The sequence below is a fragment of the Bacillus sp. CH_70 genome (assembly GCF_038007045.1).
GTDB lineage: Bacteria > Bacillota > Bacilli > Bacillales > Bacillaceae_G > Bacillus_A > Bacillus_A cereus.
In genome coordinates this window covers 1,461,561-1,487,285 of sequence record NZ_JBBOWL010000001.1, presented here as the reverse complement: position 1 = coordinate 1,487,285, position 25,725 = coordinate 1,461,561, and the positions used below count along the sequence as shown (strand labels likewise).

The following is a 25,725-nucleotide window of genomic DNA, read 5'->3' as shown; positions in this document are numbered from 1 at the left end:
TTATCATTATAATTTTATGTTGAAAAGTTTCACAAACCGTTTTACAATAAGGTTATAATTTTTATGGCGAGCTTTTCACATACATATTATCAGGAGGGAAAAAAGATGGCAAAATATACAATCGTTGATAAAGATACTTGTATTGCATGTGGTGCTTGTGGCGCTGCTGCACCAGACATTTATGACTATGATGATGAAGGTATTGCATTTGTAACATTAGACGATAACCAAGGTATCGTTGAAATTCCAGATGTATTAATTGAAGATATGATGGATGCATTCGAAGGCTGTCCAACTGACTCAATTAAAGTTGCTGACGAATCATTCGACGGAGACGCTTTAAAATTCGAATAGTCTTTTATTAACTTCAAAAAACGCCCCTCATATTGATGAGGGGCGTTTTTTGTATCTAAATTTTATTTTCCTTAATAAAAAACCATTAGTAGTTCCACACTACTAATGGTTTTAATATATATTATGCATTTTTCATTTTTGCAAACACCCATACTTTCAGGCGTGAGAATAATGCTACAAATACAATTGTTACAACAATTCCTTTAATTAAATTAAATGGTAAGATTGCCGTTACAACCGTTGTTCTGATAGCTTCGCTAGACATAGCCGGTGAATTTAAAAACCAAGTGTAAGCCGGGAATATGATGATGTAGTTTAATACACTCATAATAAGTGCCATTGTAATTGTCCCTAGCATTAATCCTGTCGTTAAACTCTTCACAGTACGATACTTTCTAAATAAGAAAGCTGCTGGTCCAATAAATAAACATCCTGCAATAAAGTTTGCAATTTCTCCAACTGGTACTCCTGTTAAACTTCCTTGAATCCCGTAATGTAAAATGTTCTTTATCGCCTCTACAATCACTCCTGCTACTGGTCCAAAGATAATTGCTGCAATTAGAGCTGGTACATCACTAAAATCAATTTTCAAAAATGGCGGAAGCCCTGGGAACGGGAAATCCAACATCATTAGTAAATATGCAATACTACTTAGCATCGCTACACTCACCATCTGCACTACACTGTTTTTTTGTTTCATCTTTCTCTCTCCTTTTCCATCGATCATCTCATGGAAAGTGGAAAGGTTCTGCTATGCCTATTTTTTCATAGAACGAAAAAACCCTTTGCGTTTTACACAAAGGGAGAATTTAAGGCACATCAAACAGACGTTCAAATCCATATCTTTTTTGAACGCTTGAACCTCCATCTTCTCCCATCCAGACTATACTGTCGGCTTTGGAATCACACCAAATCCTGCCTTAACGGCTCGCGGGCTTAGAACAAAATCATAAATAGTTCATCACCGCCGGTCGGGATTTTCACCCTGCCCCGAAGATAGACCGATATTCTATTTTCCCCTTCATTATACAACAACCTCATAACATTGTGAACTAAAAAATTGTAACTTATTTAAAATTAGTTATTTATTTTTAGTAACAACAAATGAATTGCGAAATATTTTACAATACAATCCATATTTTTTATTATTCGGCATTTCTCTTTTGAATTACCTAGTCATATATAATTAAAAGTGATAAGATATTGAATTGTTAAGATAAGAACATTTTCTGAGTTATGGAGGAAATGTCATGAAAAAAGAAAAGAGACATTCTATTCGAGAAGCAATGAAAAAAAACTTAAGAAAAGAATACTTTTACTTAAAAAAAGAATTACTTTTCTACTGCCCAATTGATTTAGGCACATTCTCAAACGAGACATACTATGCTACTTTCGATGAAGATGGCATCAGTATTTATCAGTATGATAAGAAAACAGAAAGTAAATTAAAATTGTGTGAGCGTCATCCGTGGAAGAGTTGGAGTAAAGTGAAGATTGATCACTATTTGACAACTTCTCAATTTATTTTTCAGGGTGAGCGAAATTGGATCTTATCTCTTTTTCAAAAAGGAAAAGAAGCTCAAAAAATTATTGAAGAGCATACATCTTTACAAACAGAAGTTGTTTCCCGCTCTTTCTTAAAAAAACTTCCTGGCTTTCGTTCTAATACACCACTGAATAAATACATCGGTAGCATTTGTTACACTGCACTTATTGCATTTTTATTAAAATGGATGATTCCATTTCAAGCACCACAAATCGCCCTGTATTCTATTTCGATTGGTTGTATGCTTCTTGGCCTACTTTGTTTGACAATCGGTTTAATTGAACCGACTATCGTACTGTTTCGAACAAAAGAGAAAACAAGAACAAAAGTTTTTTACTTATATAGCTATTTAGCTATTTCTGGATTTATATGTGTCTTTATTTTTTGGTAAAAGAAAACCGTCCCAAAATAAATTTTGGGACGGTTTTCTTTTAAATATAGATACTCTAATTCACTCAATACTTCTAGGAAAAGCGCCCATATAATTTCATTTACATTGAACCTTATTTAAGAATATTCAAAGTTTAATTTTTGAGACGTTGCCTTCACTTAACATATAATTGTTGATTAGGATAAATTAGCTCTTGCTGCAATCCATTTTTTTCTTTAATTTCCTTAAGTGTCATACTAAATTTCCGTGCAATACTAACTAAAGTATCCCCTTTTTGTACGACATATAATGATGAAGAAACAACTTCATTTCTTTGTTCACTTAAAACAAGCAATGGGTTCATCGCATTCTTTTTCGCCATCGTCCATCTTCCTTGATGAAGTTCTAGATGTAAGTGTGCACCTCGCGATTCTCCCGTGTTCCCTACTTCTCCAATTTTTTCTCCTTTTGAAATATAATCCCCTTGAACTACATATCTCTTATTTAAATGTGCATACACAGCCTCATATTCTCCATGTTTAATAAATATAACGTTTCCATAACTACTTGAATAATAAGACTTTGTTACCTTCCCTTCTTGAATAGCTGACACAGGCGTGCCGATCGGTGCCGCTATATCTATACCGTAGTGTTTTCCGTGTCTTGTCCCAAAATAATCACTTATCTGTCCTTCAACAGGCCATGCCCATTGATTTCCCTCTGCGTACACATGTAATTGAGATAAAAACAGTACTGTCAATAACATAACGCCGTATTTTAAAACTTTCATATACATCCTCCGTTTTCTAATTACCACCATACCTTCTCTATTTTGGTATATTACAGAAAAAAGTATACAAAAAAGAAAGTGAATCACTCCACTTCCTTCTCTTTCTTATCACGAAAAACGATTGCACTGCGATTATACTCTACATCTTTTACTTGTAATCGAGCGTTTATTACTCTAGCTACTGCAAATAAATAGTCAGATAATCTATTTACATACTTTAGAACAACTTCATTTATTTTTCCTTCTTTTTGTAAGGACACGATACATCGTTCTGCTCGCCTTACAACTGTACGTGCAATATGAATAGCAGCTGCCGACTCGCTTCCACCTGGTAAAATAAAGCGCTCTAGCGGCGGTGCTTCTTCTATATACGAATCAATCCTACTTTCTAAGTTTTCGACCATTTCAATTTTTACTTTATAAGGTATCTTCTCGCCTACTATCGCCAAGTCTCCCCCGCAATCAAATAGTTCATGTTGAATCGTTTCAAGTTCATTGTAAATATCTCCGAAAGGCCCGCCTTGTAGTTTAGTCATTGCATATCCGATATGAGAATTCGCCTCGTCTATTGTTCCATACGCTTCCACACGGATATCATCTTTATCAACCCTACCACCTATTACACTTGTCGTTCCTTTATCTCCTGTTTTTGTATATAATTTCATTTCTTCACAGCACCTCTCTTGTTATTCTTTATTCGAGTAACATAGAAAAAAGTTCTACCATTTTTTATTTAATTGAGTTTACAAAAAAATAAAAAACAGCAGAACTTTATTCATTATCAACTTTAAAAACGTATATCTAAATTATACGATTCGGTAAATAGACAGAGAATGTAGTTCCTTCTCCAACAACACTTGATACAGAAATTTTACCATCATGGCCTTGAACAATATTTTTCGCAATCGCAAGCCCGAGTCCTGTTCCACCTTTTTTCCCACGTGTTCTTGCTTTATCAGCTTTATAGAAACGATCAAATAAAAATGGAATATCTTCTTCTGGAATACCAACGCCCGAATCTTGTACTTCAAAAATGAGACCATTATTTTTCGTATCAATTACAAGTGTTACATGTCCGCCTGCGTTCGTATGACGTATTGCGTTATCAATTAAATTCGTCAATACTTGTTCCATACGATCTGCATCAAACGGGTATTGTTCAATTAGATTTTTGAAATCAACTGTTAGTTCAACTTCTTTATCCTTTGCGATCCCTTGGAATTTACGACCAATTTTTTCAACAAACGGATGTATGTCCACTTCACCTATATGTAACTCTACATTACCACTTTCCATGCGTGCTAAATCTAATAATTCATTTACAAGTTTACCTAAACGAACGGATTCATCATAAATGATTTGAACAAACTCATTAATTTCTTCTTTCGTTTGCACAATATCATCTAAAATTGCTTCACTATACCCTTGCAGCATGACCATCGGTGTACGAAGTTCATGCGATACATTCGCAATAAAGTCTTGACGCATCTTTTCAAGACGACGTTCTTCCGTCATATCTCGCAGTACTGCTACAGCCCCGCGAATTTTCGTTTGATTGTAGAGCGGCGTCATAAGAACTACATAGTTCCCTTTTTGTAAATTAATTTCAACAACTTGTTGTTGTTCGCTTTCTACAACGAGATGGAATAGTTCAACAAGTTCAGAAGGCAGTTTTTTACTGAGCTCTATCTCTTTTTCTTCTTGCCAAACTTGTAAGAAATGTTCAGCCGGCGGATTGATTACTACAACTTCACCTTCTTGATTTAATGTAATAACCCCATCTGCCATACTACTCAAAATACTTGCTAACTGTTCTTTCTCTTGCTGCAGGGCATTCATATTAAACTTCAACTGTTTCCCCATTTGATTTAAGGCCGTTGCAAGCTCACCAATCTCGTCCTGAGATACCATAGGAGCTTTCGCATCAAACTTCCCACGCGACACTTCAAAAGCAACCTCACGCATTTTACGAAGTGGTGCTGTAATTCGAGTAGATAAGAAGAATGCAAAGAAAGTTGTTAATATAATCGCAATCCCTGCTGATAAGAATATAAAATCAGTCGTTCTTTCCATACCTTGTATCGGCACTTGTAAAGATTCGTACACAAACACTGCACTTTGATTTTTTGATTGCACTGGTTTTCCGACAATCATAATATCATTTTCAGTATTTTTATTCTTTCTACTATTAGAGGCTTTTCTAATGTTATTCTTAATTTCTTTTTTGTCTGTAAACACAGCCGCTAATTCTTTATCTTCTTTTAAGTCATCCATTGTAAGAGTGACTAAGCCTTCTTGTTTCGGTGAAGAAGAGATTTCTTTACCATCTTCTACAATAATAATCCTTGAAAGTGGATCAGAGAATTTGTAAGCGATATTCTCAATCGTTTTTACATCGGCACCTTCTTCAATTAACTCTGAAACACTTGTTGCGACTTTTTGAAGCCTAGCTTCACTCATATCAACATAATACGTTCTAAAAAACTGTGAAAGTAAAATCGCAACAAATCCAAGAACAAACGAAACGAGAAGTAATATGGTCATCCATAACTTCCCTACTACACTTCTCCAAAGCATCAGTCGTTCACAACCTCAAATTTGTAACCTACACCCCAAACAGTAACAATCATTTTCGCTGCATCTGGTGATTTTTTGCTTAACTTCTCACGTAAACGCTTTACATGTGTATCAACTGTACGTAAATCTCCGAAGAATTCATATTGCCATACTTCTTTTAACAGTTGCTCACGATCGAATACTTTATCAGGAGCTTTCGCTAAAAATAATAGTAACTCATATTCTTTCGGCGTTAAGTTTACTTCATTACCATCTGCAGTAACACGGTGTGCATCGTTGTCAATTGTTAAGTGCGGGAATACAGTAACATCTTTTGTCGTTGTATCTTGTGTAAAGAATGTTGTTGGTACAGCACGACGTAATACCGCTTTCACACGTAGCACGACCTCACGTGGACTAAATGGCTTTACAATATAATCATCTGTTCCAACTTCAAATCCTTGTACTCTATTTACTTCTTCACCTTTTGCTGTCAGCATAATAATTGGTGTCGCTTTCTTCTCACGAACCCCTTTACATACTTCAATGCCATCTTTACCAGGCATCATAAGATCTAATAAGATTAAATCGTAATCATTTTGTAACGCCATTTCTAAAGCTGTATCACCATTATCTGCTTCTTCAATTGTGTATTGTTCTCTTTCTAAGTACATTTTCAATAAACGACGAATACGATCCTCATCATCTACAATTAAAATTCTTGATTCATTTTCCATCTCTACCCGCTGCGTACTCTCACTTCAGCGGTTCACACCTACCCTTCTTTACTATTATGTTGCGCTATTCTCGTTTATTTAAGCAATCTTCTAAATGTTTCACTTCCCATATTATGCTTCACAAGAATAATAAATTTTGTTCAATTTTTTTCCAAAACTATGTATTTTTTTTGAACAGTATATAATGTCCTCGACATCATTTTACAAAATCAACCGCTACTTTGTCATGTTTTTCTCAAAAAAGAAGAAAAGTTGACAAAAATAAAATAGGAAAGTGACATGCACTCTCCTATTTTATTTCTCTATGCATATGAATGTAAACCGGCAATAATTAAGTTTACTACAATAAAGTTAAACATAATAATTGCAAAACCAATTACTGCAAGCCAAGCTGATTTCTCTCCATGCCACCCTTTAGATAATCGTAAATGTAGTACTGCAGCATAAAAGAGCCACGTTATAAGTGCCCAAACCTCTTTCGGATCCCAGCCCCAAAAACGCGTCCACGCTATTTGAGCCCAAATCATTGCAAAAATTAACGCTCCTAATGTGAAAACTGGGAATCCAATTGCAATAGATCGATATCCGATTTCATCTAGTAAATCACTATTCGTATTCTTTACTAACGGCTGAAGTGCTGCCGATACTCGCTTCCGTAAAACAAGTCTTAATACAATATAAAGTAACGTTCCAACTAACACTGACCAAATAACAGTATTTAATTTCTTCGCATTTACAATCGCTGGAACTTCAACTGCCGGTTCTAATTTATTTTCTGTCAGTAACTTCCCTTCATGCGGTCCAACTAAAGCCGGAAGATTGTACTTCATTTCCAGTTGCTGTTCATTTTTATCAACCCATTGAAACTTCGCTTCATATTTCATACTAGAAAATACCGTTGTTACTCCAATAAATCCAACTGTACAAACAAGTGTAAATACTACCGTCTCTAGCCAAAATGTCCGTTTACTTCTCGTTGATTGATCTACATTTTTTAATAAATACATAACGCCCGTAATAAAACTAATCGCTAAAATTGCTTGTCCTGCTGCTGCAGTCGTCACGTGAATATGTAACCAATTACTTTTTAAAGATGGAATAAGCGGAGATATTTCCCTCGGAAACATACTTGCATAGGCAATTAATAAAAGCGCAACTGGTAATGCAAATAGTCCAATTATACTTACACGGTACATAAAATACATTACAATAAATGCTCCTACAAGCATCATGCCGAAAAATGTACCGAATTCAAAAAAGTTACTAACTGGTGCATGCCCTGATGCGATCCACCTTGTAACAAAATATACTGTTTGTGCTATAAACCCTAAAATTGTAATTGTTATTCCTACATTTGCCCATTTATGACCCTTTTCTTTAATGGCTCCACCAAAAAATAGAGTCGCAATTAAATATAAAATAAATGCGGTAAAGAGAAAGTTACTACTTATTTGCACCATATCGTTTCCCCACCTTAACTAATTTTTTTATCGATTACTTTATCATTTGGCTGTGGAATTGCTGTACCTTCTATTACTCTTTCAATATCTTTCTTTAAACCGAACCAATTTTTATTCGTATGCCCTGCAATCCACCATTCATCATTAACACGTTGTATCCAAATACGGCGATGATTCCAATACATACCTTGAATGACACCAACCATAAATATAAACCCTCCAATACCGAGAATCCAAAGCGTTAAATCTTTTCTTACAGTAAGTGCTGTTGCATTTTGCATTTCAACACCTGCAAACGACATTTTATATTTGTTGTTTCCATCAGGTTCTATATTTTGCTGAATACCAACAAAACTCACTTCACCATCTGGTGTTTCAGGTGTAAACATTTTAAATACAAATGCAGGATTGTTCGGTAATTTCGTTTTTGTATTTGGTTTTCCATTCTCATCGAAATAAAAATCAGGAAAATAGCTTAATAGTTCTAGAGAATAACCATTTCCTAAATCATATTTTTCCTTAGGATTCGTTAAATCTACTTTAATCGGTCCCCATTTTTGATTATTTTCTTTATTTTGCAAGTTGAAGGACATACTTTTAAATTCACTTTCTTTATAATCCACTTGATACACTGCAAATTGATCAAATTTCAGTGGTTCATTTACTCGAATTTCCGCTTCTTTTACTTTTTCCAACTTTGGTTTTTGCCCTGCTATATTTTCGCCCACAGCTTTATATAATACAGCATTCGTTTGGAAGTTTTTCGCAATCATTTTATCGCCTACACGATCAATCGCTTCCTCAAAAACTTCCTTGTCCTTACTTTTATCATAAACTTCTTTTATAAATTTCTCATTTTTTAAGTAGTATTGTCCATCCGTCCCTGGTATTTCTTTCGTTTCACCATCACGTAACCAAAGTGCTTCGTCTACGTACATACTCGGTAAAAAACGAAGCATCGCACCGAATAAAAAGATAATAAGACCGATATGATTTACATATGGACCCCAACGCGAGAAGCGTCCCTTTTCTGCTAAAACGTTTCCGTCTTCCACTTTCACGTTATAGTTTCTTTTCTTTAAATTCTTTTGCACTCTTTCCAGGTCACCATCTTTCGGTGTACCAGTCCCATATAATCTCTGTCTCTTTAAAAAGCTAGGATGTCTTTTTACGCCTTGCTTTTTTAAAGCTTTATAAAGTGGAATAACGCGGTCTAAACTACATATCACAAGTGAAATACCGATAGAAGCAATCAAAATCATATACCACCATGAACCGTATAAATTATTAAATCCTAATTGATAGTATAATTGCCCTAAAAATCCGTATTCTTGTTTATAATATTCAGCTGGTGCAATCCCTGGAGTTATGTACATTTCTTGCGGAAAAATAGTTCCTATCGCTGATGCAGCTAAAGTTATTACGATTAGCCATACACCCACTTTTACAGAAGAGAAAAAGCTCCAAATTTTATCGACTATCGTTTTTGTTTGCGTGAGAGATCTCCGTGCACTCCCCTCATAACGCATATCCAATAGTTTTGCATTTTCATTGCTTTCAAATGGTTTCCCGCAAGCTTCACAAAAAACGGTTCCTATCGGATTAACATGTCCACATTCACATTTAATTTCTTTCAACACTCTCACCGCCCCTGTCTCTATATGTACTATTGTATATTCTAACCTCGAGTTACCGCAATACTCAGAATTTTTAAACCAGAGGCACTATAGACACGCACCTCTTATGTAAAGGCTTTCTTTATTACGGAGTAATTTTCTTTAAATACCCTTCTAACTGTTCTTTCGTTTGTTCACCTATAATTTGCTCCACTACTTTTCCATCTTTATCAATCAAAAAGCTTGTCGGTAATGGACCTACTCCATATGTTCCTATAATCTTTTGTCCTTTATCAATAGCAACTGGGAATTTCAAACCATATTGGTTCACAAAGTTCTTTACTGCAATATCCGTTTCATCTGCATCTAACGCTATGATTTCAACGCCTTTTTCTTTATACTTTGGATATAATTCATTCATATAAGGCATTTCTTTTTCACAAGGTTTACACCACGTACCCCAAAAGTTTAAAAATACACCTTTTCCCTTTAAATCTTTTAGTTCAATTTTCTTCCCTTCTAAATCCGTCGCAACAAAGTTAGGTGCTTCTTTTCCGATTTGCATTTTCTCTTTATTAGCAAAGAATCCTTGATAAAGGGTAAATCCTACAGCACCACATAAAATGAGTAGAATAATAACGCGAAATAATAAGCGATTTTTCTTCATATTACCTCTCCTCTCCTCGGTAAATGTTATGTATTATCTTCTGTAAATGTTGTATTGAATAAATCACCAGCAGAGCACTCCACTGGTGAATTTTTAACTCTATAGCTTATCTTGGCTTTGTAGAAGCAAGCGCGCGTAATTGTTTCACCTCATGTGGTGTCAATTCTCTCGCATCACCAGGTCGCAGGCTTCCTACTTCTAAGAAAGCATAACGTTCACGTTTTAATTTCACTACTTTACAGTCTAACGCTTCAAACATACGACGTACTTGACGGTTACGTCCTTCATGAATTGTTAATTGTACAATAGCCATTTCTTTACGCTTGTCCCAAGAAATAATTTTCACATGTGCTGGTGCTGTTTTACCGTCTTCTAGTGCAACACCGCGTTCTAACATGCGAATTTTCTCACCTGTTAATGGGCCTTTTATTTTTGCAACATACGTTTTTTCAACTTTATATTTAGGATGCATTAATATATTTGCGAAGTCCCCGTCGTTTGTCATTAATAATACTCCTGACGTATCATAATCTAGACGTCCGATTGGGAATAAACGTTGTGTAATTTCAGGGAAAAAGTCTGTTACAACACTTCTACCTTTATCATCTGATACACTTGAAATTACACCAGTTGGTTTATATAGTAAAAAATAAACAGGTTCTTCTTTTTCAAGAGGGATGTTATTTACTTCTACTTTATCTTGAGGAGTTACTTTTGTTCCTAACTCTTTCACTATTTTTCCGTTAACTTTCACTTTTCCTTGCTGAATTAATTCCTCAGCCTTTCTTCTCGATGCAATACCTGCTTGCGCAATCACTTTTTGTAATCGTTCCATTTCTTTTTTTCACCTCGAATTTATCTTACCTTACATTAGAAAGACTTGGCAACCGCATACGCTTTACGGTTATTCGCTCCGTCTCACTTAAACAACATAGCGATGATATTAAACATATAAAGGTCAAATCATGTTTTTATCCTTTATTATTGTCCATATTTTTCATATTTCTCACAATAAAAGTTCATCATTTTGTCAAAAATACCACATAAAAAAACCACTATTAAGCTACACCTTAATAGTGGTCGTATACGTATTATACGCGAAATAGCATAAAAAATGAATAGCTTTACTGAAACAATAGGGAAACAAAGACAATCGAGCAAATAATTCCGATTAAATCTGCAAAAAGACCTACTTTTAATGCATCTCCCATTTTTCTAATACCAACAGCTCCGAAGTATACTGTTAAAATATAAAAAGTCGTATCTGTACTCCCTTGCATCGTAGAAGCTAATCTCCCAATGAATGAGTCTGGCCCATATGTGGCAATTAAATCAGTCGTAATACTTAGACCAGCAGAACCTGAAATAGGGCGTATTAGTGCTAATGGAACGATTTCTGCTGGAACATGAATTAAATCTAGCATTGGCTTCATTACTGATATCATTGCATCTAGCGCACCTGAAGATCGGAATATAGAAATAGAAACAAGCATTCCAACCATAAACGGTAAAATGGAAATTGCAATTTGAATCCCTTCTTTTCCTCCCTCAACGAACGATTCATACGTCGGCACTTTCTTTATCGTGCCATATAAAAGGATAAAACCAATTACACAAGGGATTACCCATAAGGAAATTGTATTTACAATACTCATTTTTTCCGCCCCTTTCTACTCCTTCTTCGGTAAAAATAGCGGTCAATCCAAATCGCTCCAATCATAGAAAGTACTTGTGCAATAAATGTTACCCCAACAATTTCAGTAGGATTGGCTGATTCATACGTCATTCGAATTGAAATGACTGTCGTAGGAATTAATGTAATAGCTGATGTATTTAATGCTAGAAACGTCACCATAGAACGGCTCGCCGAATCCTTTCCTCCATTTAACTCTTTTAGTTGTTCCATCGCTTTAATACCAAGAGGGGTTGCTGCATTACCTAGACCAAAAAAGTTTGCCATCATATTTGATAGAATAAATCCCATGGACGGATGATCCTTTGGTATTTCTGGAAACAACCTTTTTACTATCGGCATAAAAAGTGAAACTAATTTTTTTAACAATCCGGCTTCCTCTGCAATTTTCATTAAACCAAGCCAAAATACTAAAACACTAATAAGTCCTATACAAATCGTTACTGCATCTTTTGCTCCGTCAAATACAGCCTTATTCACTTCTTCCATCGTTCCATTTATCATGGCGTATACAATCCCAATGACAGCCATCGCTACCCATACGAGATTAACCATCGTTCCCAACACCTATCATGTAAGAAAAAATTTCTTTCACATTATTCCAGTAAAGTCCCGTTGTAGCTACTAACTTCCGTTTACTATAAAATAAATTCCGTTCTCCAACTTTCTCATTGCCAACATAAACGTCTGTCTTTCCAACCTTTACTCCATCCTCAAGCGTTATACTTTTATCCAGTTCAACTTTTAATAACACGTTCTTTCTTTCCTCTTCAGTTAACGGCACGGAAAAACTATTTTTCGTATAAACATGGTTGGCATACTTCTTTTCATTTATTTCAGCAATTGCTCCTTGTCCTAAAACTTTCGTTTGTTTGAAACGTTCAAAACCTTTATCAAACAAATTCATATGATCATCCCAATCACTAGAAGCACTCAAAGTTACGACAATTAAATCTAGTCCATCTTTTGATGCCGTTGTAACAAGCGTTCTTCCTGCTTTCTTCGTAAAGCCAGTTTTTCCTCCTGTTGCAAATTCATAATAAGACGTTACCAACTTATGTTTATTTTTCCACGGGTAATCCCAAGAATCGGATTTATACGTTTTTGTTCCAAAGATTTTTTTAAATGACTCGTTTCCCATTGCATACTTTGTTAATAACGCCATATCGTAAGCCGACGAATAATGTGATCCATCTCCATCTAAACCATGAGGGTTTGAGAAGTGAGTATCTTTCATTCCAATTTCTTTCGCCTTTTCATTCATTAAATATACGAATCCATCTATACTCCCACCCACACTTTCAGCAATTACTTGCGCTGCGTCATTACCAGATCTAAGCATGAGTCCGTATACTAAATCTTCTAACTTCACTTTTTGTCCAGGCTTTAAATAGATTGCTGATCCTTCCACCCTCACCGCTTCATTGCTAACTGACACCATTTCTTTCATCTTCCCTGATTCAGCAGCTAACAAGGCAGTCATAATTTTTGTTATACTAGCAATTTTTTGAGGTTCATGTTCTGCTTTTCCGTATAATACACGACCAGACTGTTGCTCCATTAATACAGCATTTCGAGCACTGACATTGCTGTTCATCTTTGCATATGTAGGAATTGGCATAACGCTTGCGTACATAATAAGAAGCGTAATGATTACACAAATTCGTCTCATATTTCCCCCCACGTCCTTTTGGCACTTTTTGTACAAGTGTATGCTTGGCCTTTTAAAATATGAACGAAATCTTCCTTCTGCTTCCATTAAAAAAGACGCAGAGAATTTGCGTCTAATATGGTGTCCATTCAATTTGTTTCGCAGTTTCAAACCTTTTTTCTACATCAGGCCAATTTACAACATTCCACCAGTTTTTAATATATTCATCTTTTCGATTTTGATATTGTAAATAATACGCATGTTCCCAGACATCTAGTACAAGGAGTGGTATCGTATCCCATTGTGTAAATAATTGATGAAGTGTACTTTGCAAAATTTCTAACCTTCCAGACCGGGGCACCCAAACGAGAATTGCCCAGCCTGAACCTTCTACTTTAGAGGCCGCTTCTGTAAAATGTTTTTGGAAACGTAAAAAGCTTCCAAAATCTTGTTCGATTTGTTGTGAAAAAGCACCTCTTGGACTTCCACCACCGTCTTTTTTCATGTTATTCCAAAATATCGTGTGTAAGTAATGACCTGACCCATGAAAAGCCGCTTCTCTTTCCCAATGCTTAATTAAATCAAATTGATTTGTTTTTCTCGCTTCTTCCATCATCTTCTCTGCTTTATTTAACCCTTCCACGTAACTCCGATGATGTTTATCATGGTGTAACATCATAATTTCTTTAGAAATATACGGTTCTAACGCATTATACGGATAAGGTAATGGCGGTAGTGTATGTCCTCCAATTGGAACAGCTCGTTCGCTATCCCCTCTTTCATATAATTCATATTCCTCTTCTTCTTGCATAAATACTTCCTGCAAGTGATGCTGAATATGTTCTACATCATCACTTATTTCATACATAAACTCTGCATCTGTTTCATACTCATGCTCTTTCATACGCTCTAACAACGTCTGAATTTTATAAGCAAGCATATGGACATCATACACTTCCATTGCGCGGCTATCTAATACGTGAAGAACACTTTCACACCAATTTTCTACTTCATGAAAGTAATCTGTGAATACACCTTGCTGATTCATGTTGCACCTCCCTAATGCTATCCACTTAACTATATTCAATGAAAATCCCTTATATAACTGTACAAAAGGAAAAGAAGCTAAGTCACCTTAGCTTCTTTTCCGCAATCAATATTTGTGTAACATCTTTGTCTGATAATCCGTCTCATAATATTCTAGTTCTTCACGCATCAATTGAAATTTACCTTCTAAACTCTTCATCACTTGCCCCAAAGATGCAGGTGGTGTTTGTTGAAAAACGATAGAATTTTTTCCTGTATATGCAGACCGACTATTTTCATACCAATAATCACTCTTCGGTGAAAAAAACTCTGCAATTACTTGATGGTAAATCTTATATAAAATTTTTTCAGCTGCTGTTTTTCGAAATGGCTGACTATTCAACAAAACAAAACATGCATCATGTCCTTCTTCGCAAAAAACGAGAAGTCGTCTCATTGATGCTAATAACCCTTTATAATATTGCTCGTTCCCTGCCGGTGTCTCCTCTAATAAAGAAGGCAACGTATGATAATTTACATAATTGGTTATTAAATGAATAGCATCTTCTAAAAATATAGAAACTTGTTCTGTTTGATTTTCAACCATCAAATTAGACATTTTTTCTCTCTCCTTTGCCATTTCACGCTATTTCTACTCTTTTATTTTTATGTAATTCAGCCAATATTTCTTGTACTTTCAACACCGTTCCCTCATCAAAATATTGTTGAAATTCTTCCATATTATTTAAATACAAACGTTTTTGCGCACGAAGCTCCCTATCTTTCACTAAACAACATATCGCTACAATATCGCGCAAATATATGTTTTGTTCTTCTACTTTATACACTGGATTTCCTTCAAAAGGAGTAATTTCTTGTAAAACTTCTTCAAAATATCGAACGTATAAAACCGAAAAAGTTTTCTCTTTATCATTTAATATATATGTCACTTCAGATCTGTTAAAAAAATCCTCTGATGTATTAGGTTTCGCTTTTTCTAACTCATATCCTACATAACCTTTTATAATCATATACTCCCCCCTCCTCCTTCTTTTATCTTATTCTAACTTAATTTTCTGATAAACAAAATATTCTTTTAAATATACCTATATAAAAAATAGCTCCCCTATACAGGAATTTACCTTTTTATTTTTCTTGAAGTTTGTCATAATAATATTATTGTCTCAGTTTTCTTACACAAGGAGAGTTGTATTTATGTCGTTTTCATGGAAACGTTTCTTACAAATCGGGAAAATTATCTTCCCATTTGTTGTATTAACAATTGTATTCTTTCAAGCAAAAAAAGAATTAGCGGGCATTTCTTTTTTAGAAGCGATTGATACAATTAAAAACATTCCAACTGGAGGAGTCTTTTTAGCAATTACACTTGGTGCATTCGCTGTATCAACAATGTTCTTTTATGACTATGTTATGCTTCGTTACTTAAAAGCTGATATTCCTGTCCAAAAGATTTTCCGTATCTCGTGGATTGCTAATACTTTAAATGGATTTATCGGGTTTGGTGGTCTCGTTGGAGCCGGCGTACGCACAATGCTTTATCGTCCATACATAAAAGAAAATGGAAAACTTATTAAAAGTATCGCTTGGATGACAACTGCCTTTATTAATGGATTAGCCATTCTTTCATTTCTTGGTCTTATCGGAATATTAGACACGCGATTTATTTTGCATGAAAAACCATGGCTATGGCCTGTTCTTATCTTCTTTGCACTTTTCGTTCCTATATATATCGGGTTTTCTAAATTAAAAAATAGAAAAGCGACGCAAACAGAGGGACAAGAAGAAGAGGAGAAAAACCCAACCGTTTTATACTCATTAGTTTCATTAGTCGAATGGGTATCTGCTGGTATTGTTATGTACGTCATATTATTATTATTTGGCATTGAAATCGAATTCCAAAAGTTTTTAGGCGTATATGTCATTGCTGCTTTAGCTGGTGTCGTTAGTCTTGTTCCTGGTGGCCTTGGATCATTTGATCTTGTCTTCTTAACTGGGCTTGGGCAATACGGCATCGATACAGGTGTTTTACTCCCTGCTATGTTATTATATCGTCTCGTCTATTACATCTTACCATTCTGCCTTGGTCTCATTTTTGCAGCTTTTGAAATGACAGGAGTAGCCATTAAAAAGTTTGAAGATAAACCTTTTATTGCGCCTGCATTAGAGACAACTGGTGTTATATGGACTTTGCAGCGTGACTTTCTAGGAAAGTTAGGTTCTTGGGCATCTGCTGCTTTAACAGTATTTGCTGGCTTAATGGTTATTTTATCAACCATTCTACCGACAAGTATAAATCGGGCACACGCCTTACATATTCTAGCTCCAAAACACCTTATTCAATTTTCTTTTAGCTTATCGCTAACATTCGGTATTCTCCTACTCATTCTTTCACGGGGGATATATTACGGAACAAAACGTTCTTATTATATGACGATTGTTTCTTTAATTGGAGCGGCTATTTTTAATACACTAAAAGGAATTGATGTTGAAGAAACGTTTATTTTATTAATCGTACTCGCTGTATTGTATATGCTTCGTAAAAGGTTTGTACGTGAGAAAATGGAAGTCTCACTTTCCGATATCGTAAAAGTTTTTATATTCCTACTTGTAACGTTATATTTATATAAAAACTTAGGTATTTTATTTGCAGGTGCAAAGGAAGCTTTCAAACCTGATTTTGTCGTTCGTAATATTACACAAGTGAAACGAAGTGCATTAGCAGCTGCCTTTTTTGTTCCTACTTTTTTACTAATTGGTTCACTCATTGCAAATCGTTATCGAAATGAATTTCCCGGGCAACCAGCTAATGATAAAAGATTACAAAACTTCTTAGATGAACATGGTGGAAACGTACTTAGTCATTTAGGTTTTTTAGGAGATAAGCAGTTCTTTTTCAGTAGTGATGGAAAAGCACTCATTCTCTTCTCAATAACTGGAAAACGACTTATTGCACTAGGTGATCCAATTGGGGACCCTTCCTCCTATCGTACTGTACTGCAAGAGTTTTTAGCTGAGGCTGATCGATTTGGATACATTTGTGTATTCTACCAAATTGAAAGTAAATGGATGAGTTTATATCACGATTTTGGTTATAACTTCTTTAAGCTCGGTGAAGAAGCTGTTGTTGATTTAAATACATTTACAATAACAGGAAAGAAACGCGCTGGCATGCGAGCTACTTTCAACCGTTTTGAAAGAGAAGGCTATACATTCTCTATTCACGAGCCACCTTTCTCAGACGAATTATATGAAGAGTTAAGAAAAGTTTCAGATGCATGGCTTGGTGGAAAAAAAGAGAAAGGTTTTTCACTCGGATACTTCGATCGTGAATATATTAGTCGTGCTCCTATTGCAACATTATCTGATGCAGATGGAAAAATTATTGCATTCACAACATTCATGCCCGTATATCAAAACGGATCATTATCTGTCGATTTAATGCGATATTATCCAGATGCGCCTAGCGGCATTATGGACGCAATTTTCATCCACTTATTCCAGTGGGCAAAAGAAAATGAATACCACTCCTTTAATATTGGTATGGCACCACTTTCAAATGTTGGTTTATCCACACAGTCTTTCTGGTCTGAACGAGTGGCTGCTGCAATCTTTAATAACGTTCGTTATACGTATAGTTTCAGCGGATTACGCCATTTTAAAGAAAAATATAAACCAGCATGGAGCGGTAAATATTTAGCATTTAGGAAGAATCATTCTTTACCAATTACAATGCTCTCTGTAACAAAATTAATAGGAAAAAGAAAAAACAGCTAAATTCTTAGCTGTTTTTTCTTTTTTGAACTTGTACAATAAATTCTTTTTCATACTTCTTACCATTTATATAGAAATTCCCCCACATTTTATACGTGCCCTCGGCAGGAAATGTAATCCGGTATTGTAATTGCTCATCCGTATCTACAGGCATAGCGTATAAAAAGTTCTCCTTCGTTTCATCCACGATATAGAGTGACTCTACTTCTCCTCTCTCTGAATGTAATTTCAATTTTTCACCCTTTTTCGCTTGAAACTGAAATGTTAACGTAACTGGTTCATTCGGATGTAATGCGCCAAATAAAAGAGAAACTTCATACTCTCCTATTTTTTTTGTAAGTACACTGTCGATTGGAAATTTCACTTTTTTCTTATTGTTCTCCTCTTTCGTTCTACCAAAATCTTTCCTAGCGAATGACTCTACGGACTTATTTTTATCTTCGTATAAAAATATTGTATATTCTTCGTCTTTCGCTATTTTGGAAGATAACTTATATGACCCGTTCCCTGCAAATGTAGGTTTAATTTGTTGTATGTGTTTTAACTGTCCATCTACAATCACTGCCCGAATTTGATCATTTACACCACGAATTTCATTATTCTTTTTGTTTAACAACTGAAATACAATATCTACTTTCTCATTTTCCTTTCCATTTGACACATCCCACTTTACTTCCTGAACATCTCCTACAGTCTCTTCGTTTTCTTGATATTTTTTTATGTAAAATCCTCCTGCCACAATAAGTACTAACGCAATAAGTCCAATGACAAGATTTTTCAAAACATCACCTACCATTTTTATTGTCTCTGTTCATACAAAACTTCTTAAGGTATATATTCTAGATTATGATTTATGAAATCCTCCTATTTTGCACATATTACAAATAATAAAAAGATTTTAATTGAAAGGATTCGTAGTGTATAATGCAAATGATATTGATTTCTATCAATACATTATAAGGAGGACTTTTCATGAGTGTACATATCGAAGCAAAACAAGGCGAAATCGCTGAATCTATTCTATTACCTGGTGATCCATTACGTGCAAAATATATCGCTGAAACATTTCTAGAGGATGTTACTTGCTATAATAACGTACGTGGTATGTTAGGTTTCACTGGAACTTATAAAGGAAAACGTGTATCTGTTCAAGGTACAGGTATGGGTGTTCCTTCTATTTCTATTTATGTAAACGAATTAATCCAAAGCTACGGAGTTAAAAATTTAATTCGCGTTGGAACTTGCGGTGCAATTCAAAAAGATGTAAAAGTTCGTGATGTTATTATCGCAATGACGGCTTGTACTGATTCTAATATGAACCGTTTAACATTCCCAGGATTTGATTTTGCACCAGCTGCAAACTTTGATCTTTTAAAGAAAGCTTACGATGCTGGAACTGAAAAAGGATTACACGTTCGTGTCGGTAACGTTTTAACAGCAGATGTGTTTTATCGTGAAAGCATGGACATGGTTAAAAAACTTGGAGATTACGGTGTATTAGCAGTAGAAATGGAAACAACTGCTCTTTACACATTAGCAGCGAAATACGGTGTAAATGCATTATCTGTATTAACAGTTAGCGATCACATCTTCACTGGCGAAGAAACAACATCTGAAGAGCGTCAAACTACATTTAACGAAATGATTGAAATCGCTTTAGATGCAGCAATTCAACAATAATACACTAAAGAACTTGTCATACGTCTGGCGAGTTCTTTTTATGTGACTTTTTATAAATAACTATTTTATAAAGAGACAGATTTCTCCCCTCTACTTTCTTGTAACGTTTGTTATAATAAAGTGAAACTTTAATCAGTGGGGATTTTTCCCATTCTCCATTGATTATTAGTTGAACCAATCAGGATTTTACGGGCAGTTGATCTCCCGCCTAACTCCCTTGTATTTGCCGAATTTTGAAGTAGGAGTCTTATTACCTGTTAAGGCGGGATAAAGAAATCATTTACAGTATTTCTCATAAGAGGTGACGCAGTGAAAAACAGAAGTATCGTCTTTAAACTATTTTTATTAACATCAACTTTATTTACAATAATATTCCTACTTTTTTTCCTAGGACAATCTCTATTTTTAGAGAAATTTTATATTAATAAAAAAGTAAAAACAGTTCAAACTGCTTTTGAAAAATTCGTAGATAATTATGACAAAAGTGATAAAAGTTATGAGAAAGTTAGAAAACTAAAACAAGAATTTCATGATAAAACAAATGCCGATATGCAGTTTTTGGATTCTAACGGTATTATTAAAAGTGATAACAATTACTATATCGATGTATTTAATCCCAACAATAATAAACAGTATTCCATTCCACTCAATAATCTTTTAACACCAGAAGAATATAATAAATTCGAAAATTTAGGTTTAAAAAAAGATGTAATAATTAATGTTGATGGAGTCGTACAAGAGAATAATATAATCACACCACAAAAATTAGGAACGAATTATAATCAATGGCAAAACGAACATTTCTATTCGGATTTTCAGTCAATTAATGGTAATCCTTCCAAAAATAGACTTACAAGCCGATACAAATCTACAACTCGCATCGTCTTTACAGGTGTTATAACTAAGTTACAGCTCCCATCAAAAGCTGAGGTTCGTCTTGCAAATGATATTGAAACATTACAAGCCGTTCAATATTTTGCAGATATTATTAGAGATGGCACTTCTAACTCGAACCAATTAAACACGTTCATATTAGATGGTGGAGAAAATATAAAAAATAGTATCTTTGTAAAACCGATTATAGAAAACGGAAAGATTACAGAATATGCTTTTGCGATAGCATCTTTGCAGCCCGTTAATGAAGCGATGCTCGTTTTAAAAGACTATTATGTTTATGCCTTAATCATCGTGTTTCTCGTTATTATTTTGTTATCCTTCTACTACTCAAAAATCATTGTTAAGCCATTAATTAAAATAAATCGTGTTACAAAAAAAATGGCTAATTTTGATTTCAGCGAGAAATTACCTGTTACAGCTGACGATGAAATTGGTGGGCTTTCTGGCAGTATCAATACATTATCTGTAAATTTAAAAGATCGAATCGATCGATTAAATGTCGCTAATACAAAGTTACAACAAGATATTGAACGTGAACGTCAATTAGAAAAAACAAGAAAAGAATTCATTTCTGGCGTGTCACACGAATTAAAAACACCACTGAGTGTAATTAGAAGTTTTGCAGAAGGAATTAAAGATGGTGTTAGTAAGGATACTTCGTATTATACTGATGTTATTTTAGAAGAAACAGAAAATATGAACAGGCTGATTGTTGAAATGTTAGAATTAGCAAAGTTGGAATCTGGTACTTACAAACTAGATATGACGACGTTCTCAATCGGTGAATTAACGCAACAAGTCTACACAAAATTATTATTTAGCATGGAAGAAAAACATTTACAAGTGAATGTCGATGCAGACCCTTCTATACTTGTTAAAGCAAATCGTAGCCGTATTGAGCAAGTAGTTGTGAACTTACTAAGTAATGCAATCCGTTATACGCCAGATGGAGAAAAAATACAAGTCTCTATTATAGAAGCAGAAGATACCGTAAAAGTCGAAATCGAAAATACAGGAAACCCTATCCCTGAAGAAAGTCTTGAAAAAATTTGGGATCGCTTCTATCGTCTAGATGCATCACGTAGCCGTCACACTGGAGGTACCGGTCTCGGATTATCTATTGTTAAAAACATTTTAGACCTCCATCATGCCGAATACGGTGTGTATAATACGACTAACAGTGTTGTATTCTATTTCAATTTACAAAAAGTAAAAGAAGTCAAATAATTTGTCTTAATTTCACTAGGAGTTCACATGAAATTCACACTCTCCCTTTATAGTAAGAAACAAGTTAATCCTTTCCTTTACACATATAAAAGAGGAGAGTGCGTGAAATGAAACAAGCAGGACAACCTATTCAAAATGAAAAACAATTAGAAACTATCAAAAATATACTTTTACAATCTTCGAAACGTGATGGCTTATTATTCGTATTAGCTGTAAATTCTGGCTTAAAAGTAAGTGAAATCTTACAATTAAAAGTTAGTGATGTAATCGATGAAAATGAAAATGTTCGCCATTCCATTTTATTTTACAATGAAAAAGTGAAGAAACATAAATGGTTTGCTGTAAATGAAGACTTACAGCACGCAATCGAAGACTACATGAAAGAACGTAAAACTTGGAAACGTAATGAACCATTGCTAAAATCTCAAAAAGGAACAAAATCTATTACGAGACAACATGCATGGTACATTTTAAACAAAGCTGCAAAAGAAGTTGGATTAGAAGGGATTAGCTCACATACACTTCGAAAAACTTGGGGTTATTGTGCATACAAATCAGGTGTTGATATTGCATTTTTACAACACTTCTTTGATCACAGTACTCCATCAAAAACTTTAAAGTATATCGGTATTGCTTAATAACTCTTATACATAAAAAAGGTTACCATTTGAAAATTTGGTAACCTTTTTTATATTTCATATTCTCTTTTCTTGTCTCTCCTATACTGTAGTGGTACTCTAATACTAAGGGGGAGAAATTATGAACACACTTACAATTGAATTACCAAAAGAAACGGCTGAAAAACTTGATTTATTAAAACAAGCTTATGAAAAGAAAACAGGTGCTTCTATCTCTGAGAGCACTCTCGTTCAAACACTTATCTCAAAAGAATTTATCCAGGCGATAACTCCTTTTGATTTACAACAATTTGTCAACGGAAAAGAACAGCATTAATGCTGTTCTTTTTTTATCTCTATTTAAAATATACAAAGTTTTTTATATATTTTTAGAAAAACCATTGACAATGATAATGATAACCATTATCATTTATTATGAAGCCAACAATTGATGAATCAACCAAACGCTCAGTAACATTGTTACCCCTCTTTTTCATATAGAAAGGCACTGTACATTCCCCCTGTTTGTACAGTGCCTTTCTTGTTTATTATCATTCAAAAAAATTTAATTGCTCCGGCTTCGGCTCACCATATGTAATGTTCATCATTTTCATAAGCTGTTTCGCATTATCTGCTGCATCCCCACCTGAATTGTTGTTAAACAGTACGTATATATCCTTTGTTTTCTTTTTTAATTGCTCTAGTCGTTCAACCCATTCTTCCAGTTCTTTATTGTTGTAGCGATATAAACAGCGAACCGCTCTCCAATTTTCCCCTTTATCAAGCCAACCATGAACATTTCGACCGTGAAAACGTATTAATGCCATGTCTGAATTCGTAACCTCTAACACGAGTGGCACAGAACCTATCCCAGCCTGTGGTTCATCACAAATTGTATGAACCCATTTCTCCTGTTCTAGAAACTGTAACGTCTTATCTATCATTTCTGGATAAAACCATGTTTGATTTCGAAATTCTATTGCACATGGTAAACCTTCCATTTTTTCTTTCGTATATCGAAGAAAATCTACATTTTTCTTTTTGCAATCAAACCATGGTGGATATTGAAATAAAATTGTTTTTAATTTATCAGCTTCTAATAAAGGAAGAATAGACTGTTTATACACATCAAACATCTCATCGAACGTAGAAAAAGGAATTTCACCTTTCATATGTCCTGTCATTCCTTGATACGCTTTTACGACAAAAGAAAAATCTTTCGGCGTTTCCATTGCCCATTTTATATAATTTCGTGCAGGTTGCATCGCGTAAAATGAACTATCCACTTCCACAATAGGAAAATACTCGCTATATGTTCGTAATTTATTTCTATTTTCATAGGAATCTATGTATAAAGAATTATGATCTCCCCATCCTGTCACTCCAATGAACAGCACATATATCCCTCCCTTTTTAACTTCATCTTCTATTCACTTTCCAAACACTTTGCATCATGTAGCCTTTTCTTTAAGAGTATCCTTATAAAAATATGATATACTATATGGAAGAATTTTTAAAATGAGGGGTTATTTATTTATGCTTCCAAACGATGCTACTGTATCTCATGAAAAACGAATTGAAGAACTAGAAAATAAAGTACGTTTTTATGAAGAACTTGTGAATCAATTACCACATCATTTCACATACAAAAATCCACATATTGGTTTACGAATAAAGAAAACCAGAACAACTCATTCCATTCAAGAAATACCAAAAGAAAATAAAGAAGCTAATTTTCAACTTACTTGTGATTCATTATTTTTATTTGAACAACTTGAAAAACACTTTGTTCATATTTTTGATGCCTTTTCACATCATGTAACCTTTGTCGATAGTAAAGGGAATATTACTTTATGTAATCAAGTTGCCGCAGATGATTTCGGTGTAATACGTAATGATATTATTGGAAAACCAATTCAACAATTACTAAACTTGCCGGAAGAAAAAATTAAAGCAATTGAAACATTAAGAACGGGAACAGAAATATATAATGAAGAAGTTTTAGACAAAAATTACGGTATTATAAATAACCGAATTATTCGTGATTATAACGGTGAGATTTTTAGAGTTATTAGTGTCTTTCATTATTTAAATACAGAACGTGATGCAGAGAAGTTTTCGTTAGCAGGGCGAATCGCAGCTGGAATTGCACACGAAGTACGAAATCCTCTTACAACAGTACGAGGATACTTACAATTTTTACAAGAAAGTGTTTCTACATCAAATCAAGAGTTATTTAAAAACTTGCTTATCCCTGAATTAGATCGTGCAAATAATATTATTACAAAATTTTTAGCTGTTTCAAAAACACGGGAATTTACAAGAGAACCGTTTCCGATCAATACATTTTTACGTGACTATATTCAACAGTTACTAGCTAGTGAAGTCTCCTTGCATAACATTTCAATTGATTATAACTTCTCTAATGAATTAGATGATATTTTAGTCAATATTGATCGACATGAACTTGTTCAAGTGTTTTTAAATCTATTTCAAAATGCCGTCGATGCTCAAGGCGACAAACCTCTTTCTATTCAAATCACTAGTTATCGCCTTGATAACTTCGTTCGGATTACTTTCACAGATAATGGAATTGGTATTCCTCCAGCTATTCAAGAATATATCTTTGATCCATTCTTCTCAACGAAGGATTCGGGAACAGGACTAGGCTTGTCAGTAACAAAAAAAATCATCCAAAATCATAACGGTACGCTCAAAATGACTAGTGCTCCAGACGGTACAACCTTCACTATTTCTATTCCGATTTTACCTAAAGTAAATCGTGAAGCAATTAACTTATAAAATGATAATGCTGTTCTATGAACTCCCTTTAATTGTTAAGCAAACTCTAACAATTAAAGGGAGTTTTTTTATGCTAATTTATTCTCTTTAAAACATATAGATTTTTCTCTACTTTTTTTATTATTCGTGTTAGGTAGGTAAACTTCTTATTTTTTGAGAAATAGTAGTTTGTCCATCACGAATTTAATTTGAATTTCATTTTAATATATAGTAACGACTATTTATTCTATGAAAGAAAGGAATG

At 34.3% G+C, this 25,725-nt stretch carries 25 protein-coding genes and 1 riboswitch; of the genes, 8 read left to right on the top strand and 17 right to left on the bottom strand.

The features are described 5' to 3' along the window. Nucleotides 1–105: 105 nt before the first annotated feature. Nucleotides 106–354 (top strand): ferredoxin, encoded by a 249-nt coding sequence (locus N2V79_RS07660; RefSeq protein ID WP_001151993.1) that lies wholly within the window; start codon nt 106–108, stop codon nt 352–354. Nucleotides 355–475: 121 nt separating this feature from the next. On the opposite strand, the gene N2V79_RS07655 is transcribed toward N2V79_RS07660, so the two are convergent. Next, a complete protein-coding gene (locus N2V79_RS07655; RefSeq protein WP_000810856.1) occupies nt 476–1,054 on the bottom strand; it encodes an ECF transporter S component in 579 nt (192 codons plus the stop codon). 162 nt (nt 1,055–1,216) lie between these two features. Continuing rightward, nucleotides 1,217–1,356, bottom strand: a riboswitch (FMN riboswitch). A 248-nt stretch (nt 1,357–1,604) separates the two neighbouring features. Here N2V79_RS07655 and N2V79_RS07650 point away from each other — a divergent pair. After that, the gene (locus N2V79_RS07650; RefSeq protein WP_000711798.1) at nt 1,605–2,291 is read left to right on the top strand and encodes a hypothetical protein; all 687 of its coding nucleotides are present in this window, start codon (nt 1,605–1,607) and stop codon (nt 2,289–2,291) included. Nucleotides 2,292–2,445: 154 nt separating this feature from the next. Here the strand turns inward: N2V79_RS07650 and N2V79_RS07645 are convergent, their stop codons facing one another. The 14 genes from N2V79_RS07645 to N2V79_RS07580 form a co-directional block, all read right to left on the bottom strand. Next, nucleotides 2,446–3,060 carry a peptidoglycan DD-metalloendopeptidase family protein gene (locus N2V79_RS07645; RefSeq protein WP_000866228.1) on the bottom strand — a complete coding sequence of 205 codons (615 nt, stop codon included), beginning with the start codon at nt 3,058–3,060 and terminating at the stop codon, nt 2,446–2,448. Between the two features lie 83 nt (nt 3,061–3,143). Beyond that, nucleotides 3,144–3,725: a cob(I)yrinic acid a,c-diamide adenosyltransferase gene (locus tag N2V79_RS07640; RefSeq protein ID WP_000781271.1), complete on the bottom strand. Its 582-nt coding sequence runs from the start codon at nt 3,723–3,725 to the stop codon at nt 3,144–3,146. A 136-nt stretch (nt 3,726–3,861) separates the two neighbouring features. Continuing rightward, on the bottom strand, nt 3,862–5,637 hold the full coding sequence (gene resE, locus N2V79_RS07635; protein WP_084746037.1) for a sensor histidine kinase ResE: 1,776 nt from the start codon (nt 5,635–5,637) through the stop codon (nt 3,862–3,864). Further along, nucleotides 5,637–6,353: a DNA-binding response regulator ResD gene (resD, locus tag N2V79_RS07630; protein WP_000426861.1), complete on the bottom strand. Its 717-nt coding sequence runs from the start codon at nt 6,351–6,353 to the stop codon at nt 5,637–5,639. The genes resE and resD overlap by 1 nt, the downstream gene beginning before the upstream one ends. A 302-nt stretch (nt 6,354–6,655) precedes the next feature. Further along, nucleotides 6,656–7,813, bottom strand: a complete 1,158-nt coding sequence (gene resC, locus N2V79_RS07625; protein ID WP_000250087.1) for a cytochrome c biogenesis protein ResC — start codon at nt 7,811–7,813, stop codon at nt 6,656–6,658. 14 nt (nt 7,814–7,827) lie between these two features. Further along, nucleotides 7,828–9,453 carry a cytochrome c biogenesis protein ResB gene (gene resB, locus N2V79_RS07620; protein ID WP_000910517.1) on the bottom strand — a complete coding sequence of 542 codons (1,626 nt, stop codon included), beginning with the start codon at nt 9,451–9,453 and terminating at the stop codon, nt 7,828–7,830. 121 nt (nt 9,454–9,574) lie between these two features. Beyond that, nucleotides 9,575–10,096, bottom strand: a complete 522-nt coding sequence (gene resA, locus N2V79_RS07615) for a thiol-disulfide oxidoreductase ResA (RefSeq protein ID WP_069355311.1) — start codon at nt 10,094–10,096, stop codon at nt 9,575–9,577. Nucleotides 10,097–10,202: 106 nt separating this feature from the next. Beyond that, nucleotides 10,203–10,931, bottom strand: a complete 729-nt coding sequence (gene rluB / locus N2V79_RS07610) for a 23S rRNA pseudouridine(2605) synthase RluB (RefSeq protein ID WP_000440553.1) — start codon at nt 10,929–10,931, stop codon at nt 10,203–10,205. A gap of 289 nt (nt 10,932–11,220) precedes the next feature. Continuing rightward, on the bottom strand, nt 11,221–11,751 hold the full coding sequence (gene spmB / locus N2V79_RS07605) for a spore maturation protein SpmB (protein ID WP_000029514.1): 531 nt from the start codon (nt 11,749–11,751) through the stop codon (nt 11,221–11,223). Then, entirely contained in the window at nt 11,748–12,344 is a 597-nt protein-coding gene (gene spmA, locus N2V79_RS07600) for a spore maturation protein SpmA (protein ID WP_000247810.1), read from the bottom strand. The genes spmB and spmA overlap by 4 nt, the downstream gene beginning before the upstream one ends. Continuing rightward, complete coding sequence (locus N2V79_RS07595) at nt 12,337–13,461, bottom strand: D-alanyl-D-alanine carboxypeptidase family protein (protein WP_001252626.1); 1,125 nt, start codon at nt 13,459–13,461, stop codon at nt 12,337–12,339. The genes spmA and N2V79_RS07595 overlap by 8 nt, the downstream gene beginning before the upstream one ends. Before the next feature lie 112 nt (nt 13,462–13,573). Further along, nucleotides 13,574–14,488 carry a superoxide dismutase gene (locus tag N2V79_RS07590; RefSeq protein WP_001075742.1) on the bottom strand — a complete coding sequence of 305 codons (915 nt, stop codon included), beginning with the start codon at nt 14,486–14,488 and terminating at the stop codon, nt 13,574–13,576. Nucleotides 14,489–14,593: 105 nt separating this feature from the next. Then, complete coding sequence (locus tag N2V79_RS07585; RefSeq protein ID WP_000067551.1) at nt 14,594–15,085, bottom strand: YpuI family protein; 492 nt, start codon at nt 15,083–15,085, stop codon at nt 14,594–14,596. Between the two features lie 22 nt (nt 15,086–15,107). Further along, nucleotides 15,108–15,497, bottom strand: a complete 390-nt coding sequence (locus tag N2V79_RS07580; RefSeq protein ID WP_053564895.1) for a hypothetical protein — start codon at nt 15,495–15,497, stop codon at nt 15,108–15,110. A gap of 184 nt (nt 15,498–15,681) precedes the next feature. Here N2V79_RS07580 and mprF point away from each other — a divergent pair, with 184 nt between their 5' ends. Next, the gene (mprF, locus tag N2V79_RS07575) at nt 15,682–18,261 is read left to right on the top strand and encodes a bifunctional lysylphosphatidylglycerol flippase/synthetase MprF (RefSeq protein WP_340719755.1); all 2,580 of its coding nucleotides are present in this window, start codon (nt 15,682–15,684) and stop codon (nt 18,259–18,261) included. A 4-nt stretch (nt 18,262–18,265) separates the two neighbouring features. On the opposite strand, the gene N2V79_RS07570 is transcribed toward mprF, so the two are convergent. Then, a complete protein-coding gene (locus N2V79_RS07570) occupies nt 18,266–19,054 on the bottom strand; it encodes a hypothetical protein (RefSeq protein ID WP_069355309.1) in 789 nt (262 codons plus the stop codon). Nucleotides 19,055–19,230: 176 nt separating this feature from the next. On the opposite strand from N2V79_RS07570, the gene deoD reads away from it, so the two are divergent. The 4 genes from deoD (at nt 19,231) to N2V79_RS07550 (ending at nt 23,016) form a co-directional block, all read left to right on the top strand. Beyond that, complete coding sequence (gene deoD, locus N2V79_RS07565; protein ID WP_000110707.1) at nt 19,231–19,938, top strand: purine-nucleoside phosphorylase; 708 nt, start codon at nt 19,231–19,233, stop codon at nt 19,936–19,938. A 309-nt stretch (nt 19,939–20,247) separates the two neighbouring features. After that, nucleotides 20,248–22,062 carry a sensor histidine kinase gene (locus tag N2V79_RS07560; RefSeq protein ID WP_069355308.1) on the top strand — a complete coding sequence of 605 codons (1,815 nt, stop codon included), beginning with the start codon at nt 20,248–20,250 and terminating at the stop codon, nt 22,060–22,062. A 107-nt stretch (nt 22,063–22,169) separates the two neighbouring features. Beyond that, nucleotides 22,170–22,700: a tyrosine-type recombinase/integrase gene (locus N2V79_RS07555; RefSeq protein WP_000806236.1), complete on the top strand. Its 531-nt coding sequence runs from the start codon at nt 22,170–22,172 to the stop codon at nt 22,698–22,700. A 121-nt stretch (nt 22,701–22,821) separates the two neighbouring features. Further along, nucleotides 22,822–23,016 carry a DUF3924 domain-containing protein gene (locus N2V79_RS07550; protein WP_001094860.1) on the top strand — a complete coding sequence of 65 codons (195 nt, stop codon included), beginning with the start codon at nt 22,822–22,824 and terminating at the stop codon, nt 23,014–23,016. A gap of 214 nt (nt 23,017–23,230) precedes the next feature. Here the strand turns inward: N2V79_RS07550 and N2V79_RS07545 are convergent, their stop codons facing one another. After that, nucleotides 23,231–24,076 carry a DUF72 domain-containing protein gene (locus N2V79_RS07545; protein ID WP_053564898.1) on the bottom strand — a complete coding sequence of 282 codons (846 nt, stop codon included), beginning with the start codon at nt 24,074–24,076 and terminating at the stop codon, nt 23,231–23,233. Nucleotides 24,077–24,215: 139 nt separating this feature from the next. On the opposite strand from N2V79_RS07545, the gene N2V79_RS07540 reads away from it, so the two are divergent. Further along, nucleotides 24,216–25,481 (top strand): ATP-binding protein, encoded by a 1,266-nt coding sequence (locus N2V79_RS07540; RefSeq protein WP_053564899.1) that lies wholly within the window; start codon nt 24,216–24,218, stop codon nt 25,479–25,481. The last annotated feature ends 244 nt before the right edge of the window (nt 25,482–25,725 follow it).